Origin of the sequence: Streptomyces sp. NPDC093546 (assembly GCF_044765045.1) — a bacterium.
Lineage (GTDB): Bacteria > Actinomycetota > Actinomycetes > Streptomycetales > Streptomycetaceae > Streptomyces.
Genome location: NZ_JBIWJG010000006.1, coordinates 149,909 through 164,635 on the forward strand (window position 1 = coordinate 149,909; position 14,727 = coordinate 164,635).

Sequence of the window (14,727 nt, forward strand, 5' to 3'; positions counted from 1 at the left end):
TCATGCGCTTCCGCCACCCGGACGGCTCCACCATCCACCTCGCCTACTGCACCAACGTCCACCCCGCCGAGACCCTCGACGGCGTCCTCGCCCAGCTGCGGGACCACTGCGAACCCGTCCGCAGGCGCCTCGGCCGCGACCGCCTCGGCATCGGCCTCTGGCTGGCCAAGAACGCCGCCCACGCGCTGACCACCGACCCCGCCGCCCTCCGCGGCCTGCGCGCCGAACTCGACCGGCGCGGCCTGGAGGTCGTCACCCTCAACGGCTTCCCGTACGAGGGCTTCGGCGCCCAGGAGGTCAAGTACCGCGTCTACCAGCCCGACTGGACCCGGCCCGAGCGCCTCGCCCACACCACCGACCTGGCCCGTCTCCTCGCCGCGCTCCTCCCCGACGACGTAACCGAAGGGTCCGTCTCCACGCTGCCGATCGCCTGGCGCACCCCCTTCGACACCGCGGCCGCCGACACCGCCCGCGCCGCCCTCACCACCCTCGCCGAGCGCCTGGACGCCCTCGAGGAACTCACCGGGAAGTCGGTACGCATCGGCCTCGAACCGGAGCCCGGCTGCACCATCGAGACCACCGCCGACGCGATCGGCCCGCTCACCGGCGTATCCAGCGCCCGCGTCGGCGTCTGCGTCGACACCTGCCATCTCGCCACCTCCTTCGAAGACCCGCACACCGCCCTCGACGCCCTCGTCGCCGCCGGCATCCCGATTCCCAAGGCCCAGCTGTCCGCCGCCCTGCACGCCGAACACCCCCACCTTCCCGAGGTGCGCGCGGCACTCGCCGCCTTCGCCGAGCCCCGCTTCCTCCACCAGACCCGCACCCGGACCGCCGCCGGCCTGCGCGGCACCGACGACCTTCCCCAGGCGCTCGACGGCGAGACCCTCCCCGACGGCGCCCCCTGGCGCGCCCACTTCCACGTCCCCTTGCACAGCCCGCCCGCCCCGCCGCTCACCTCCACCCTCCCCGTACTCCGCGACGCCCTGGCACGGCTCGTCGGCGGCCCGGCCCCGCACACCCGTCACCTGGAGGTCGAGACCTACACCTGGCAGGCCCTGCCGCCCGAGCTGCGCCCCCGCACCCGCGGCCGACTCACGGACGGCATCGCCGCCGAACTCACCCTGGCCCGCGACCTCCTCACCGACCTCGGCCTCAAGGAACTCCCATGACGCGCCCCACCCCCCTCCTGGTCCTGGACGTCGTCGGCCTCACCCCCCAGCTCCTCGACCACATGCCGCACCTCAAGCGGCTCGCCGGCACCGGCTCCCACGCCCCCCTCGACACCGTCCTGCCCGCCGTCACCTGCACCGCCCAGTCCACCTTCCTCACCGGAACCCTCCCTTCCGAACACGGCATCGTCGGCAACGGCTGGTACTTCCGCGAACTGGGCGACGTCCTGCTGTGGCGCCAGCACAACCGGCTCGTCTCCGGCGACAAGCTCTGGGACGCCGCCCGCCGCGCCCACCCCGGCTACACCGTCGCCAACATCTGCTGGTGGTACGCCATGGGCGCGGACACCGACATCACCGTCACCCCCCGCCCCATCTACTACGCCGACGGCCGCAAGGAACCCGACTGCTACACCCGCCCGCCCGCCCTCCACGACGAACTGACCGAGAAACTCGGCACCTTCCCCCTCTTCCACTTCTGGGGGCCCGGCGCCGACATCGTCTCCAGCCGGTGGATCACCGACGCCACCCGCCACATCCTCCGCACCCGCACCCCCGACCTCGCCCTGTGCTACCTCCCGCACCTCGACTACGACCTCCAGCGCTACGGTCCCGACGACCCGCGCTCCCACCAGGCCGCCACCGACCTCGACACCGTCATGGCCCCCCTCCTGGACGACGCCCTGACCGAAGGCCGCACCGTCGTAGCCCTGTCCGAGTACGGCATCACCCGCGTGACCCGGCCCGTCGACATCAACCGCGCCCTGCGCCGCGCCGGCCTGCTGGAAGTCCACACCCAGGACGGCATGGAGTACCTCGACCCCGCGGCCTCCCGGGCCTTCGCCGTCGCCGACCACCAGCTCGCCCACGTCTACGTACGCCGTGCGGAGGACCTCGCCGCCACCCGCGAGGCCCTCGCCGGCCTGCCCGGCCTCGACCGGCTCCTCGACGACGAGGGCAAGAAGGCCCACGGCCTCGACCACCCGCGCTCCGGCGAACTCGTCGCCATCGCCGAGCCCGACGCCTGGTTCACGTACTACTACTGGCTCGACGACGCCCAGGCCCCCGACTTCGCCCGGCTCGTCGAGATCCACCGCAAGCCCGGCTACGACCCCGTCGAGCTGTTCATGGACCCCCTCGACCCGTACGTACGGCTCAAGGCGGCCACGGCGATCGCCCGCAAGAAACTGGGCATGCGCTACCGCCTGGCGGTGGTGCCCCTCGACCCCTCACCTATTCGCGGCAGCCACGGCCGCCTCCCCACGAGCGATGACGAAGGTCCGCTCATCGTGTGCTCCACCCCCCGCGCCGTATCGGGCCGCGTCGCGGCCACCGATGTGAAGTCCCTGCTGCTTCGACTCGCCGGTCTCCACTGACCTGACCTCAGTGAAGCAGACGCCACTGACAACGAGGAGTTATCCACATGCCGCGCACGACCCGGACCACCGACCCCGAGCTCGCCCACCGCCTCAGCAGACGCACCATGCTGGGTGTCGCCGCCGGCGCCGCCGCCGCCGCGCTCCTCGGCACCACCACGACCGCCGCCTCGGCCGCCGAAGCCACCGCCACCGCCACCGGCAGTGGTCGCGGCCGACCCGTGCTGCCCCCCGGCCGGCTCGGCATCCAGCTCTACTCCCTGCGCGACAAGGTCTCCACCCTCGGCTTCGGCCCCGTCTTCCAAGAGCTCCGGCGCCACGGCTACGACGAGGTCGAGTACGCCGGCTACACCCAGGGCTCCGCCGGCCCCATCACCCTCTCGGAACTCAAACGCCTCACCCGCGACCACGGCCTGCGCGCCATCGGCAGCCACGTCGGCTACTACTCCTCCGACCCGAAGGCGTACACCTTCGCGCAGAACCTCACCAAGGTCCTCGACGACGCCCAGGCCCTGGGCCTGAAGCACATCGGCACCGCCTCCGGTCCCTGGCGCTACGGCGCCACCGTCGACGGCTGGAAGCGCTGCGCCGAGGAGTTCAACCACTACGGCGCCGAGGCGAGGAAGCGCGGCATGAAGTTCTACCAGCACAACCACGCCGAGGAGTTCTCTTTCGCCACCGACCGCCCCGACGTACGCCTCTACGACGTCCTGCTCGCCGAAACCGACCCCGAGCTCGTCTACCTGGAGATGGACATCTACTGGGCCTACGCGGGCCGGTTCCGGTTCGGCAAGCGCGCCGACGGCACCCCCGCCCCCTTCGACCCGCTCGACTACGTGCTGCGGCAGCCCGACCGCTATCCGCTCTTCCACGTCAAGGACGGCGAGCGCGACGACTCCGCCCGCGACGGCTACCGGATGGTGGACGTCGGGGACGGGGACATCGACTACCAGCGCTTCATCTCGGCGGTCACCCGCACCCCCGGCGGCCGCCGCGACCACCACTGGCAGGCCGAACACGACAACCCCGTCGAGTCCTTCACCTTCGCCCGCAAGTCGAGCGCCCACCTCCACTCGTTGCGCGAGAAGGACTGCTAGCAGGTCAGGGCGCCTACCCGATGCCCTGCCGGTCGGGCTCCAGCGCGAACGCCCGGTCGGCGGGCTGCGCCACCGTACGCGCCACCGCCTCTTCCACTAGCGCGCGGTGGCGCAGCAGCGGCTCCCGCCGCCCCTCCGGCACGAGCAGCAGCAGATCGTCGAGCCCGGCCAGCATCCGCCGCGTGACCTGGGGGCTGCCCGCCGCGCAGGCCCTCAGCTCCGCGAACCCGAGATCGACCATGTCCTCCCAGTCCGGCAAGGCCTGGACCAGCCGCACCGCTCCCCGCCGGTCGCGGTGCACCACGGCCCCCAGCGGCCGCGCCGCGACGACCGCCAGGAACTGCACGATCCGGTCGAGGCACTGCACCGCGGTCGTCGGATCGTTCACCGCCGCCGACATCGCCCGCAGCGCGATGTCCACCAGCTGCCGCAGCCCGAACGCCACGTCCTGGTGGAAGATCCGGTCCACCCCCACCGACACGGCCGACCGCAAGATCCCCGCGTCCGGCGGCCGACCGCCGTGCACCGCCAGCACCGGCGTACCCGGCACCACGTAGTCCCCGATGCGCGGGATCAGCCGCAGCACCGCGCCCCGCCGCCGCGCGGCCCGCACCAGCCGTGCCACGTGCACATCCCGCAGCACCCCGGCCCGCCCCCGGTGCGCCACCCGGCCGGTCTCGGGCGGCAGCGCCACCCCTTCCGTCCCCCCGGCCGGCTGCCGCGCCAGCACCCGCAGCGCCTCCCGGGTGATCCGGTCCACCACCGGCCCGACCTGCATCATCCGCAAGGTGGTCGTGACGTACGCGATGAACAGCAGCAGACTGAGCCCCACCAGCATCAGCGTGACCACCGACTGCACCAGCGGCACCGCCGTGACCCGCTCCGGCTCCGCCTCGCTCTCGTACGAGGTCATCACCAGCAGCGAGAACAGGAACGTCGACAGGAACACCGTCAGCGTCAGCTTGCTGATCCGGCTCCGTACGAAGATCCGCACCACCCGGGGCGTGAGCTGCCCGGCGGCCATTTGCACCGCCACCAGGGAAATGCTGAAGACGACGCCGATGAAGGTCAGCATCGCCTGGCTGACCGTCGTGACGATCGTCTTCGCGTCCTCGGCGATCGCCGTGAGGTCACCGATGTCGTCGTACGCCCGCCGCTCACGCAGCAGGTCGACGATCGCGGCGTCGGCCGTCGCGGCCGCCGCCCAGAGCACGAACGCGCACACCAGCCCGGCGGTCGGCGCGAACCAGAAGGTGTCCCGCAGATGCTCCCTCAGCGGTGACAGCACGCGGGGCCTGCGGTGTTCCGACACAAAGCTCACGCCCCGCACGCTATCCGCACGCTCCGTACACCCGTGGCGACGCGGTGTGTGTGTCGCCGCGACGACCCCGCCGACGAGCCGCCCCACCCGCCTGACCACGGGATATGCGGGTGAAGGGCACCTCAAACCCCTGGTAGAGTTATCCATGTCGCCGCGGGGAACACCCCGCGAAACGGCAGACACCTTGTCCGGGTGGCGGAATGGCAGACGCGCTAGCTTGAGGTGCTAGTGCCCTTTATCGGGCGTGGGGGTTCAAGTCCCCCCTCGGACACCAGCTGGGACCCCTGATGCGATCAGGGGTCTTCCGCTTTTCCCGGACGCTTTTCCCGGACGTTTTCCGGAGCCGCCAGACGCGAGGTCACCCCTCGCCCCTGGCGGCTTCCTGCAGCGGGGGTGGGCTACCAGCGGGCGCCGAGGAACTCGCCCTTGTGGAAGCCGCCGCTGGTGATGGTGTCACCGCTGTCGTGCTCCAGGTGGTGGAACTTGCCCTTCTTCCACTCACCCGACCAGAAGCCGGCCTGGCAGGTGGTGTCGCAGGCATGGTCGTCCTTGTCGCCGTACGCGGCGGCGGGGACGGTGCCGAGTGCCGTGGCGGCGGCCACGAGGGCCGCGCAGGCGAGGGCCTTCTTGAGCATCTGTTCCTCCGGATCGCAGGGAGCTCCGCCCGGTGGGCCCGGGCGGGATTCGAAGACAGGGGTTCCCCTAGGCCTTTGCTTCCGTGCGCTAGGCGGGCCGAAGCCCACCCTTTCGAGGGCGGTCCAGTCAGCTCATCTGACGGTATACCAATTCACGCAAATGGCCCCCCGGTGTCGCCAGCAGGGAGGCCGGCGGGCCCTGTTCCACGATGCGGCCCGCCGACATGACGATCACCCGGTCGGCGTCCATGACCGTGGACAGCCGGTGGGCGATCACCAGGCGCGTGGCGTTCAGGCGCCGCGTGGAGTCGATGACGATGCGCTGCGTCTCGTTGTCGAGGGCGCTGGTCGCCTCGTCGAAGAAGAGGATCCTCGGGCGGCGGATCAGCGCCTGGGCGATCATCAGCCGCTGGCGCTGGCCGCCCGAGATGGCGCCGCCGCCGGCGATCATCGTGTGCAGCCCCATCGGCATGCGTTTGATGTCCTCCGCGAGGCCCGCCATCTCGGCGGCCGCCCAGACCTCCTCCTGCGAGAAGGTCTCCGCGCCGCAGATGCAGTCCAGGATCGAGCCGGTGAGCGGCTGCGCGTTCTGCAGGACGACCCCGCACTGGCGGCGCACCGCCGCCTGGTCCAGCGCGGCCAGGTCCTGGCCGTCGTACAGCACGCTGCCGGAGGACGGCCTGTCGAAGCCGATGAGCAGGCGCAGCAGGGTCGACTTGCCGCAGCCGCTCGGGCCGACGACGGCCACGAACTCGCCCGGGCGGATGGCGAGCGACACGTCGTCGAGGACGAGCGGCGCGTCGTCGGCGTACCGGAAGGAGACGTTACGGGCCTCGATGGCGCCCGACAGCACGCCCGGCTGGGCCGTGGAGCCGCGCACCTCCGGGGCCGCGTCCAGCACCGGCTTGATCTGTTCGAACAGCGGCAGCGCGGCCGCCGCCGACACCAGCGCCCCGGTCAGTTGCGTCACCGACGTCAGCAGCATCGTCACGGACGTACTGAACGTCAGGAACGCGCCCGCCGACATGGAGCCCCGCGCCGGGCCCGCCAGCAGCATGAACATGATGAGCGAGCAGAGCGGCAGGTACACCGCGTCCAGGACGGTGGTGATGTTCCTGATCCGGCCCGCCCGCTGCTGCAACTCGCGCGAGCGGGCGAACTCCCGCGCCCACGCCGCGTACGCGAAGCTCTCCGCCGCCGCCACACGCAGCTTCGGCAGCCCGCGCAGCGTCTGGAAGGCCTGGTTGTTCAGCTTGTTGCCCAACTCCACCAGCCGCCGCTGCCAGCGCACCTGCCACAGCCCCAGCCCCAGGAAGACCACCCCGATGACCAGCAGCATGGCGATCGCCGCCAGCGCCAGCGGCACGCTGTAGCAGAACAGCAGCACGAGGTTCATGGCGCCGATCGTGGACGCCTGGAGGGCCACCGGCCCGACGCCGGTCATCACGCGGCGGACCGCGCTGATGCCCATGGCAGCGCTCGCCAGCTCACCCGTGGAGCGCTCGGTGAAGAAGCGCGTCGGAAGCCGCAGCAGCCTGTCCCACACGGCCGGTTGCAGCACGCTCTCGACGCGGCCCTCCATCCGCAGCAGCGTGAGGTTCTGCAGCAGCATGAACGCCGCGGACACCACACTGGTGACCATGACGGCCAGCGACACCTGCGTGATCAGGCTCTTCTCGGCCGCCGGGACGTACGAGCCGAGCACCTTGCCCGTCGCGATCGGCACCAGCGCCCCCAGGCACACGGTCACCAGACCGGCGAGGGCCAGGTTGCGTACGTCGCCGACGGTGCCGCGCATGCTGAACCGCAGCAGCCCCCAGGGCGTCAGCGGCCGGTCGGGCAGCGGGCGGTAGAACATCACCGCACGCGGCTCCAGTTCGGCCGCCTTCTGAGCGCCGAGCCGGATCCGCAGGCCCGACGCCGGGTTCACCGCCTCGTACCGGCCGCGCCGCCACAGCAGCGCCACCGGCGCCCCCGACCTGGCCCAGTGGCCGACGAGCGGCCCGGCGTCCGTGCGCCACCACTCCCCGTCGAGCCGGACCGCGCGGGTGCGGACGCGGGAGGCGACCGCGATGCGCTCGACGGGACCCATCCGCTCGTCGGCCGTACCGTCGCTCCGCACCGCGTCGGCCAGCGTGATCCCCGCCGCCCGCGCGACCCGTCGGCACACGGCGTACGTGGCGTCGTCGCTCGCGCCGCCCCCCGCACCGGACTTCCGCCCGCCGCGGTCCGGGCCGCCGATGGACGCCAGCAGTGCCTGGTCCGCCCGCGCCCGGACGGCCTCGCCCGCCCGGATGCCGGCCGCGGCCCGGTCCTCGTGCGCCCGCTCCGACTGCTCGATCCAGCGGTCCACGGCGGACAGCAGCCGGTACTGCTGGTTGACCATCTGCTGCCACAGGCCGCCGTCCACCAGCAGATCGCCTGCCGCGTCCGCGCCGTACGCGGCGCCGTACTGGACGCTCCCCGGGGGCACCGGCATCCACAGCATGTCGTCGTCGGCGACCGCCTCCCCCTCCTCGGCGGCCGGGCGCCCGTCCAGCGGAGCCTCGAACAGCACGCCCAGACTGCGGGCCGTACCGAGCGCGAAGGCCTGCTCCAAGGGGCTCTGTTCACCGTAGGAACCGTACGAACCGTGCGGCGCATACGGGTCGTACGAGCTGTACCCGTCGCTTCCGTGCAGCTCCCGCAGCGCGACGCGGCGCAGCGCGCAGTCCTGGGTCGGGCGGCCGACCAGCGTGTGCTGCGGGCCCTCGACGGGGCCGAGCAGCAGGCTGCCCGCCTCCAGCCGGCCCAGGAAGTGCCAGTTGCCCTGCTGCGCCGCGTCGACCGCGAAGAGGTCCAGGCCGCCGCCGACGACCAGCCACAGCACGTGCGGGCCCTCCAAGTGCACACTGCGCAGACCGGTGCAGTCGACAGGCGTGCCGAGCCCGCCGAGGGCGTGGGTGACGGGGTCGTGACCGACCACGGGGGGAAGGGACACGTCAGCGCTCCCGTACCAGCTCGGCGTACGCGCCGCCGGCGGCGATCAGTTCCTCGTGGCGGCCGCGTTCGACGACCGTGCCGTGGTCCAGCACCACGATCTCGTCGCTGTCGCGCACCGTGGACAGCCGGTGGGCGATGACGACGCACGCGCAGCCGCGCCGCCGCAGGTTGTCGATGATGACCTCTTCGGTCCGGGCGTCCAGGGCGCTCGTCACCTCGTCGAGGACGAGGATCGACGGCCGCCGCACCAGCGCCCGGGCGATCTCCAGCCGCTGCCGCTGCCCGCCCGAGAAGTTGCGCCCGTCCTGTTCGACGCGGCTGTGGATGCCCTCCGGCCGCCGCGCGATCACGTCGTCGTACAGGGCGGCGTCGCGCAGCGCGGCGATGACCGCCTCGTCCGGTATGGAGGGGTCCCACAGGGCGACGTTGTCGCGGACGGTGCCCTCGAAGAGGAAGACGTCCTGGTCGACGAAGGAGACGGAGGCGGCCAGCGCACTGCGGGGAATGTCCTCCAGACGCTGCCCGTCGATGCGGATCGTGCCCTCCCACGGGGCATACAGACCGGAGATCAGCCGGGAGACGGTGGACTTGCCGCTGCCGGAGCCGCCGACGAGCGCCACCTGCTGCCCGGGGCCGACGGTCAGCGAGAAGCCGGTCAGCAGCGGCTTGTCGAGCGGGCTGTAGCCGAAGGTGATGTCCTCCAGCTCCACGTGCCCCTTGAGGCGGCGGGTGCTCGTATCCGCCTCCACGCGCGTGTAGAGGGTGTCGGCGGGGAAGTTCTCGACGTCCTTGAGCCGCGTCACGTCGGCCGCGAAGTCCTGGATGCGGCCCGCCACTCCGTTGAGCCGGGTGAGGGGAGCGGTGAAGCGCGTCACCAGCGCCTGGAAGGCGACCAGCAGGCCGATGGAGATATGGCCCTCGACCGCGCGCAGCCCGCCGATCCAGAGGATCAGCGCGCTGTTGAGCGTCGCGAGGGTGGGCGCGACCACCGCGAGGACCGCGCTCGGCACGCCGAGCCTCTGCTGCACCTCCAGGGTGGTGGCGTGCTGCCCGGCCCAGCGGCGGAAGAAGCCGTTCTCGCCGCCGGTGGCCTTCATGGTCTCGATCAACTGGAGGCCGGTGTACGAGGTGTTCGTCAGCCGTGCGCTGTCGGCGCGCAGCTTCTGGGTGTGCGTCGCACGCAACCGGATCACTATCCGCATCGCCACCACGTTGAGGAGCGCGATCCCCACGCCCACCACCGTCAGCTGAGGGTCGTACGTCCACAGCAGCAGCGCGTACAGGACGACCACGATGCCGTCCACGCCGGCGGCGGCGAGGTCCCGCGCCAGGGTCTCGGCCACCGCGTCGTTGGACTGGAGCCGTTGGACCAGGTCGGCGGGGCTGCGCTGGGCGAAGAAGGTCACCGGCAGCCGCATCAGGTGCCGGAAGAAGCGGGCGCTGCCGAGCGTGGAGGAGATGATCCGCCCGCGCAGCAGGTTCGCCTGTTGCAGCCCGGTCAGCACGGCGGTGAGCGCGACCATCGCGGCCATCGACGCGAACAGCGGCGTGAGTACCGAGCTCTGCCCCCCGATCAGGAACATGTCGATGTACGTACGGCTCAGCGCCGGCACCGCCGCCCCGACCGCCACCAGCAGCAGGCTGGCGAGGAGCGCGGCCAACAGGGTGCCGGTCGTACCGCGCAGCCGCGCGGGCACGGCGCGCAGCACGCCCGGCCTGCGCCCGCCCCGCCGGAAGGACTCGCCCGGCTCCATGACCAGGGCCACCCCGGTGAAGCTGGTGTCGAACTCCTCCATCGAGACGAAACGGCGGCCTTTGTCGGGGTCGTTGATGTGCACGCCCCGGCGCCCGAACAGGCCGAACCGGCGTCCCATGCCGTCGTACACGACGTAGTGGTTGAACTCCCAGAAGAGGATGGCGGGCGCCCGCACCTCGGCGAGGGCGGCCGGCTCCATCTGCATGCCCTTGGCCTGGAGTCCGTAGCCGCGCGCCGCCTTCAGGACGTTGCTGGCCCGCGAGCCGTCGCGGGAGACACCGCACGCGATGCGCAGTTCCTCCAGCGGCACGTGCCGCCCGTGGTGCGCGAGCACCATGGCGAGGCAGGCGGCGCCGCACTCCACGGCCTCCATCTGGAGGACGGTCGGCGTGCGGACGGCCTTGGGCCTCTGGACCGTGGGCCTGCGCCCCTTGGGCGTCGGCCGGGCGCGGCGCCGTCCGCCGGTCGCGGTGCTCACGGCAGGAGCCAATCGATCGGGTGCTGCTCGGCGAGATGGACCGAGCCGGTGGTCAGGGTCATGGAGTCGAGGGGGTACGAAGGGCCGTCCGACGTCGACCACGCGTACCCGGTCTTCGTCGAGGAGGACCGCTCCAGGCGGACCAGAACGGACACCGGGGGGCCCTGCCGGGAGAACTCCTCGCCGAGCTGGCCGCTGCCGAGGAAGGCGGCGATCCGCTGGCGCGTCTGCGCGGTCCGTCCGACCGCCTCCACCCGTCCGCGCAGCACGCCGTACTGCTGCGCCGGCACGGACTGGACGGTGAGGTCCACGGAGGCGCCCACGGGTACGGCGGCGCCGCGGTCGGCGGGGACGTACAACACGGCCATCAGCGGGTCGTCCTCCCGGCCGGCCCGCTCCACGGCGGCCACGTCGGCGCCCGTGGTGACCACCGAGCCGATCGTGGCGACGAGAGCCGTCAGCCGGCCGGCGGCGATGGCGCGGACGACGGCGGTGCCCTCGGGGGTGCGCACCTCGACCAGCGGGGCGTCGTCGGCGACGTACTCGCCCTCCTTGGCGCGTACGTCCACGACCTGGCCCGAGACGGGGCTCTGGAGGATGTAGCTGCCCTGCGCGTGCGTGAGGATGCCAGGCGCGGAGAGTGTGGAGGAGACGGAACCGGTCACGGCCCAGACGGAGGCGGCGATCATGGCGAGCACCGTGACGGTGAGGACGAGCAGGCCCTGCGGACGCGCGAAACGCACCGGCAGGTCTATTTCCTCCGGAGATTGCAGCTTGGAAAGGGCCTTTTGGCGGAACTGCACGTAACTCTTCCCTCGACTGCATATGTCCGTTCGGGGAGCGAAACAGGGAAAAGCGGGGTGAGCCCCGGAACGGTTGAGTTCCGGGGCTCACCCAAGCCGTCTCAGAGGCCGGCGGCGAAGCCGGTGAGGGCCGACGAGTTGAGGCCGGCGAACGACTCGACGGCGCCGACGGCGGAGGTGGCGACACCGGAGACCGGGGCGATGGAGTCCACCGTGGCGGTCACGTTGGCCACGGCGGAGCTCGCCACGGCGGAGTGCAGACCGCCCGACACGTTGTCGAGGTCGGCGTCGGAGATTTCCAGGGTCTGGATCTCGGGGTTCATGCGGAGGTTCCCTTCACACGGATAACTCGAAAGCACGGCGGGTGACCGGCACTTTGTGCGGCAGCCCGCAGTGCGATGGATCAAAGCACGGGGGCGCGCCGCTCAGCCAATCGACCGGACGGCGTTCCGAGCGATATCCCGCCGGTGAATTACCAGCGTGTGCAGGGGCGTTCATGAATTGGTGCCGGGTTCTTCACAGGCCCCTCGGTTCCCGGTGTCCGGCGCGCTCGGGCCGAGTGATGCGGAATTGGACATTCCGGCACCAACGCGCAGAGGTGACGCCGCGTCGGGTGAGCGGTGATGGGAGAAGGTGTGACGCCTGTACATTCGGTGTGCAGATTCGCTGGCATCGCGCCATAACGGACGCGACACGGACGCGACATGGGTGCGACGTGGTCGCGTCACGGGCGCGAAGAAGCCCCCTGCGGCCCCGGCTGCCGGCCCGGGCCCCCAGGGGGCGGGGTGCGACGCGTCAGACGCGGTCGGCGGCGATGAGCAGGTAGTGGAAGCTGCCCTCCTCGTACGCCGTGAGGAACGGCTCCTCGATGCCGGTGGCCAGCGACGACTTGGCGCGCAGCTCCCAGTACGGAATGGTCTGCGCCGTCAGGTCGACCACGTTGATCGGCACCAGGTTGTGGGCCGCCATGGCCTTGAAGTACGCGCTGCGCGGGTGGATGTTGCAGGTGTAGTGCTCGTCGATGCGGCTGACGGCCTTGGAGCGGCCGCCGGTCACGTCGTTGGAGCAGCCGGTGACGCAGACGTAGCGGCCGCCGAACTCCAGGACCCGGGACACCTCGGCGTACAGCTCGAACAGGTCGACGTACATGGTGGTTTCGTTGGTCCACGCGCCCCGGCGCGAGGCCGTCTCGAAACGGGTGTCGAGCATGTTGCGGAAGTGGAACTTCACCCGGTCGGAGATGCCGCGCTCCTCGGCCTGCGTGTTGGCGAAGCCGACCTGGTACTCGGAGATCGACACCCCGTCGACCTGGCAGCCGAAGCGCTGGTGGGCCATGAAGCTGGTGCCGCCGCGCCCCGAGCCGCAGTCGAGCAGCATGTCGTCGGCCGTGACGGGGCCCAGGTGGTCCAGCAGGACGACGGCCTGGGCGGTCTCCAGGCGGTGGAGTTCGCGGGTGATGCGGTCCTGGCGCGTCTCCTTCGGCCCCTCCAGCACGGAGGGGTCGTACTCGCCCAGCCCGTAGTGGTGGTGGTAGAGGCCGTCGACCTCGCCGAGCCGCAGGTTGACCGGGTCCTGCTGGTGGGTGTTCCAGTACGCGGCGACGGACCTCTGGTACTCGGTGTGCAGCACCTGCCCGGTGTCACGCACGCGGACGGACCTCGATGTTCTCGAGGATGCCGATGGCGTCCGGCACGAGGATCGCGGCCGAGTAGTAGGTGCTGACGAGGTACGAGATGATCGCCTTCTCGTCGATCCCCATGAACCGGACGTTGAGTCCGGGCTCGTACTCGTCGGGCAGGCCCGTCTGGTAGAGGCCGATGACGCCCTCGTTGTCCTCGCCCGTACGCATCGCGATCATCGAGGACGTCTGGTGCTCGGTGATCGGGATCTTGCCGCAGGGCAGGATCGGGATGCCGCGCCACGCGGGGATGTGGTGGCCGCCGATGTCCACGCTGCCGGGGTTCACGCCCCGCTTGGTGCACTCCTTGCCGAAGGCGGCGATCGCGCGCGGGTGGGCGAAGATGTACTGCGTGCCGCGCCGCATGCTGATCAGGTCGTCGAGGTCGTCCGGGGTCGGCGGACCGGCGGGGCTCTGGATGCGCTGGTTGTAGTCCGTGTTGTGCAGCAGGCCGAAGTCCGGGTTGTTGACCAGCTCGTACTCCTGGCGCTCGCGGAGCGCCTGGACCGTCAGCTTGAGCTGCTGCTCGGTCTGGTTCATCGGCTTGTTGTAGAGGTCGGCGACCCGGCTGTGCACCTTCAGGATCGTCTGCGCGACGCTCAGCTCGTACTCGCGCGGCTCGAGTTCGTAGTCCACGAACGTGGTCGGCAGCGGCGGCTCGCCCTCGTGGCCCGAGAGGAAGCTGATCTCCACCTCGCCGTACTTGTTCGTCGGCCGGTGCCCGTTGGAGGTGAGCCCCTGGACGTGGTCGCGCAGCGTCTCGTACTGCGACGCCACCGTCTTGTACGCCGACTGGGGGAGCGTCAGCACGGTGGTCGCGGTCAGCGCGCGGACCGAGAACTCCCACTTGGCGTCGGCGTCGCCCGCCAGCAACCGGCCGCCGAACGAGTCGCCGTCGGCGAGCATGCCGAGGCGCGTCTCGGAGTCGTCGTACTTGCCCTTGCCGACCTTCTCCACCTTGCCGTGCGCGATCAGGAAGACCGTGTCCAGCTTGCGGCCCATCTCGACGAGGAGCTGGCCCGGCTCGTACGTCTTCTGGACGAACTTGTCCGCCAGCGCCGCGAGGGCGGTGGGGTCGTTGAAGCCGCGCAGCAGCGGCAGTTCGCACAGCTCCGCGGGGATGACCTGCACCTTGGAGCCGGTCTGTACGAAGGTGACGCGGCCGTCACCGACGGAGTACGACAGGCGGCGGTTGACCCGGTAGGCGCCACCGGGCACGTGCACCCACGGCAGCTTGCGCAGCAGCCAGCGCGAGCTGATCTCCTGCATCTGCGGTTCGGACTTGGTGGTCGTGGCGAGATTCCGCGCTGCCCGGGTGCTCAGGCTGAGCTGGATGCTCTCCTGGGTCTGGATCTGCGGCGGCTCGGGAGCGGGACGTGTCTCGACGGCCATGGAAGCCTTCCCTTTCATACGGTGATCCACCTGGCTC

General features: G+C 71.3%; 11 protein-coding genes and 1 tRNA gene. 4 read left to right on the forward strand and 8 right to left on the reverse strand.

Annotation, left to right across the window (positions count from 1 at the left end):
* Positions 1–2 precede the first annotated feature (2 nt).
* From eboE to ACIRNI_RS15705, 3 genes are read left to right on the forward strand one after another with little or no spacing between them, the layout of a single operon-like run.
* Complete coding sequence (gene eboE, locus ACIRNI_RS15695) at positions 3–1,172, forward strand: metabolite traffic protein EboE (protein WP_403551920.1); 1,170 nt, start codon at positions 3–5, stop codon at positions 1,170–1,172.
* Positions 1,169–2,548, forward strand: a complete 1,380-nt coding sequence (locus ACIRNI_RS15700) for a nucleotide pyrophosphatase/phosphodiesterase family protein (protein ID WP_403551922.1) — start codon at positions 1,169–1,171, stop codon at positions 2,546–2,548. The genes eboE and ACIRNI_RS15700 overlap by 4 nt, the downstream gene beginning before the upstream one ends.
* A gap of 47 nt (positions 2,549–2,595) precedes the next feature.
* Positions 2,596–3,645, forward strand: a complete 1,050-nt coding sequence (locus tag ACIRNI_RS15705; protein WP_403551924.1) for a sugar phosphate isomerase/epimerase family protein — start codon at positions 2,596–2,598, stop codon at positions 3,643–3,645.
* 13 nt (positions 3,646–3,658) lie between these two features.
* Here the strand turns inward: ACIRNI_RS15705 and ACIRNI_RS15710 are convergent, their stop codons facing one another.
* Positions 3,659–4,957 (reverse strand): DUF2254 domain-containing protein, encoded by a 1,299-nt coding sequence (locus tag ACIRNI_RS15710; RefSeq protein WP_403552201.1) that lies wholly within the window; start codon positions 4,955–4,957, stop codon positions 3,659–3,661.
* A 195-nt stretch (positions 4,958–5,152) separates the two neighbouring features.
* On the opposite strand from ACIRNI_RS15710, the gene ACIRNI_RS15715 reads away from it, so the two are divergent.
* Positions 5,153–5,240 (forward strand) — tRNA-Leu (locus tag ACIRNI_RS15715).
* A gap of 124 nt (positions 5,241–5,364) precedes the next feature.
* Here the strand turns inward: ACIRNI_RS15715 and ACIRNI_RS15720 are convergent.
* From ACIRNI_RS15720 to ACIRNI_RS15750, 7 genes are all read right to left on the reverse strand, one after another.
* Positions 5,365–5,601: a hypothetical protein gene (locus tag ACIRNI_RS15720; protein WP_403551926.1), complete on the reverse strand. Its 237-nt coding sequence runs from the start codon at positions 5,599–5,601 to the stop codon at positions 5,365–5,367.
* Between the two features lie 127 nt (positions 5,602–5,728).
* Positions 5,729–8,581, reverse strand: coding sequence for an NHLP bacteriocin export ABC transporter permease/ATPase subunit (locus tag ACIRNI_RS15725; RefSeq protein WP_403551927.1), 2,853 nt, complete (start codon positions 8,579–8,581; stop codon positions 5,729–5,731).
* A 1-nt stretch (position 8,582) separates the two neighbouring features.
* Positions 8,583–10,712, reverse strand: coding sequence for an NHLP family bacteriocin export ABC transporter peptidase/permease/ATPase subunit (locus ACIRNI_RS15730; RefSeq protein WP_403552202.1), 2,130 nt, complete (start codon positions 10,710–10,712; stop codon positions 8,583–8,585).
* A gap of 101 nt (positions 10,713–10,813) precedes the next feature.
* Positions 10,814–11,620 (reverse strand): HlyD family efflux transporter periplasmic adaptor subunit, encoded by an 807-nt coding sequence (locus ACIRNI_RS15735; RefSeq protein ID WP_403551929.1) that lies wholly within the window; start codon positions 11,618–11,620, stop codon positions 10,814–10,816.
* Positions 11,621–11,721: 101 nt separating this feature from the next.
* Complete coding sequence (locus ACIRNI_RS15740; RefSeq protein ID WP_355357386.1) at positions 11,722–11,943, reverse strand: type A2 lantipeptide; 222 nt, start codon at positions 11,941–11,943, stop codon at positions 11,722–11,724.
* Between the two features lie 472 nt (positions 11,944–12,415).
* Complete coding sequence (locus ACIRNI_RS15745; RefSeq protein WP_403551931.1) at positions 12,416–13,267, reverse strand: geranyl diphosphate 2-C-methyltransferase; 852 nt, start codon at positions 13,265–13,267, stop codon at positions 12,416–12,418.
* Entirely contained in the window at positions 13,260–14,690 is a 1,431-nt protein-coding gene (locus tag ACIRNI_RS15750) for a family 2B encapsulin nanocompartment shell protein (protein WP_403551933.1), read from the reverse strand. The genes ACIRNI_RS15745 and ACIRNI_RS15750 overlap by 8 nt, the downstream gene beginning before the upstream one ends.
* Between the last annotated feature and the right edge of the window lie 37 nt (positions 14,691–14,727).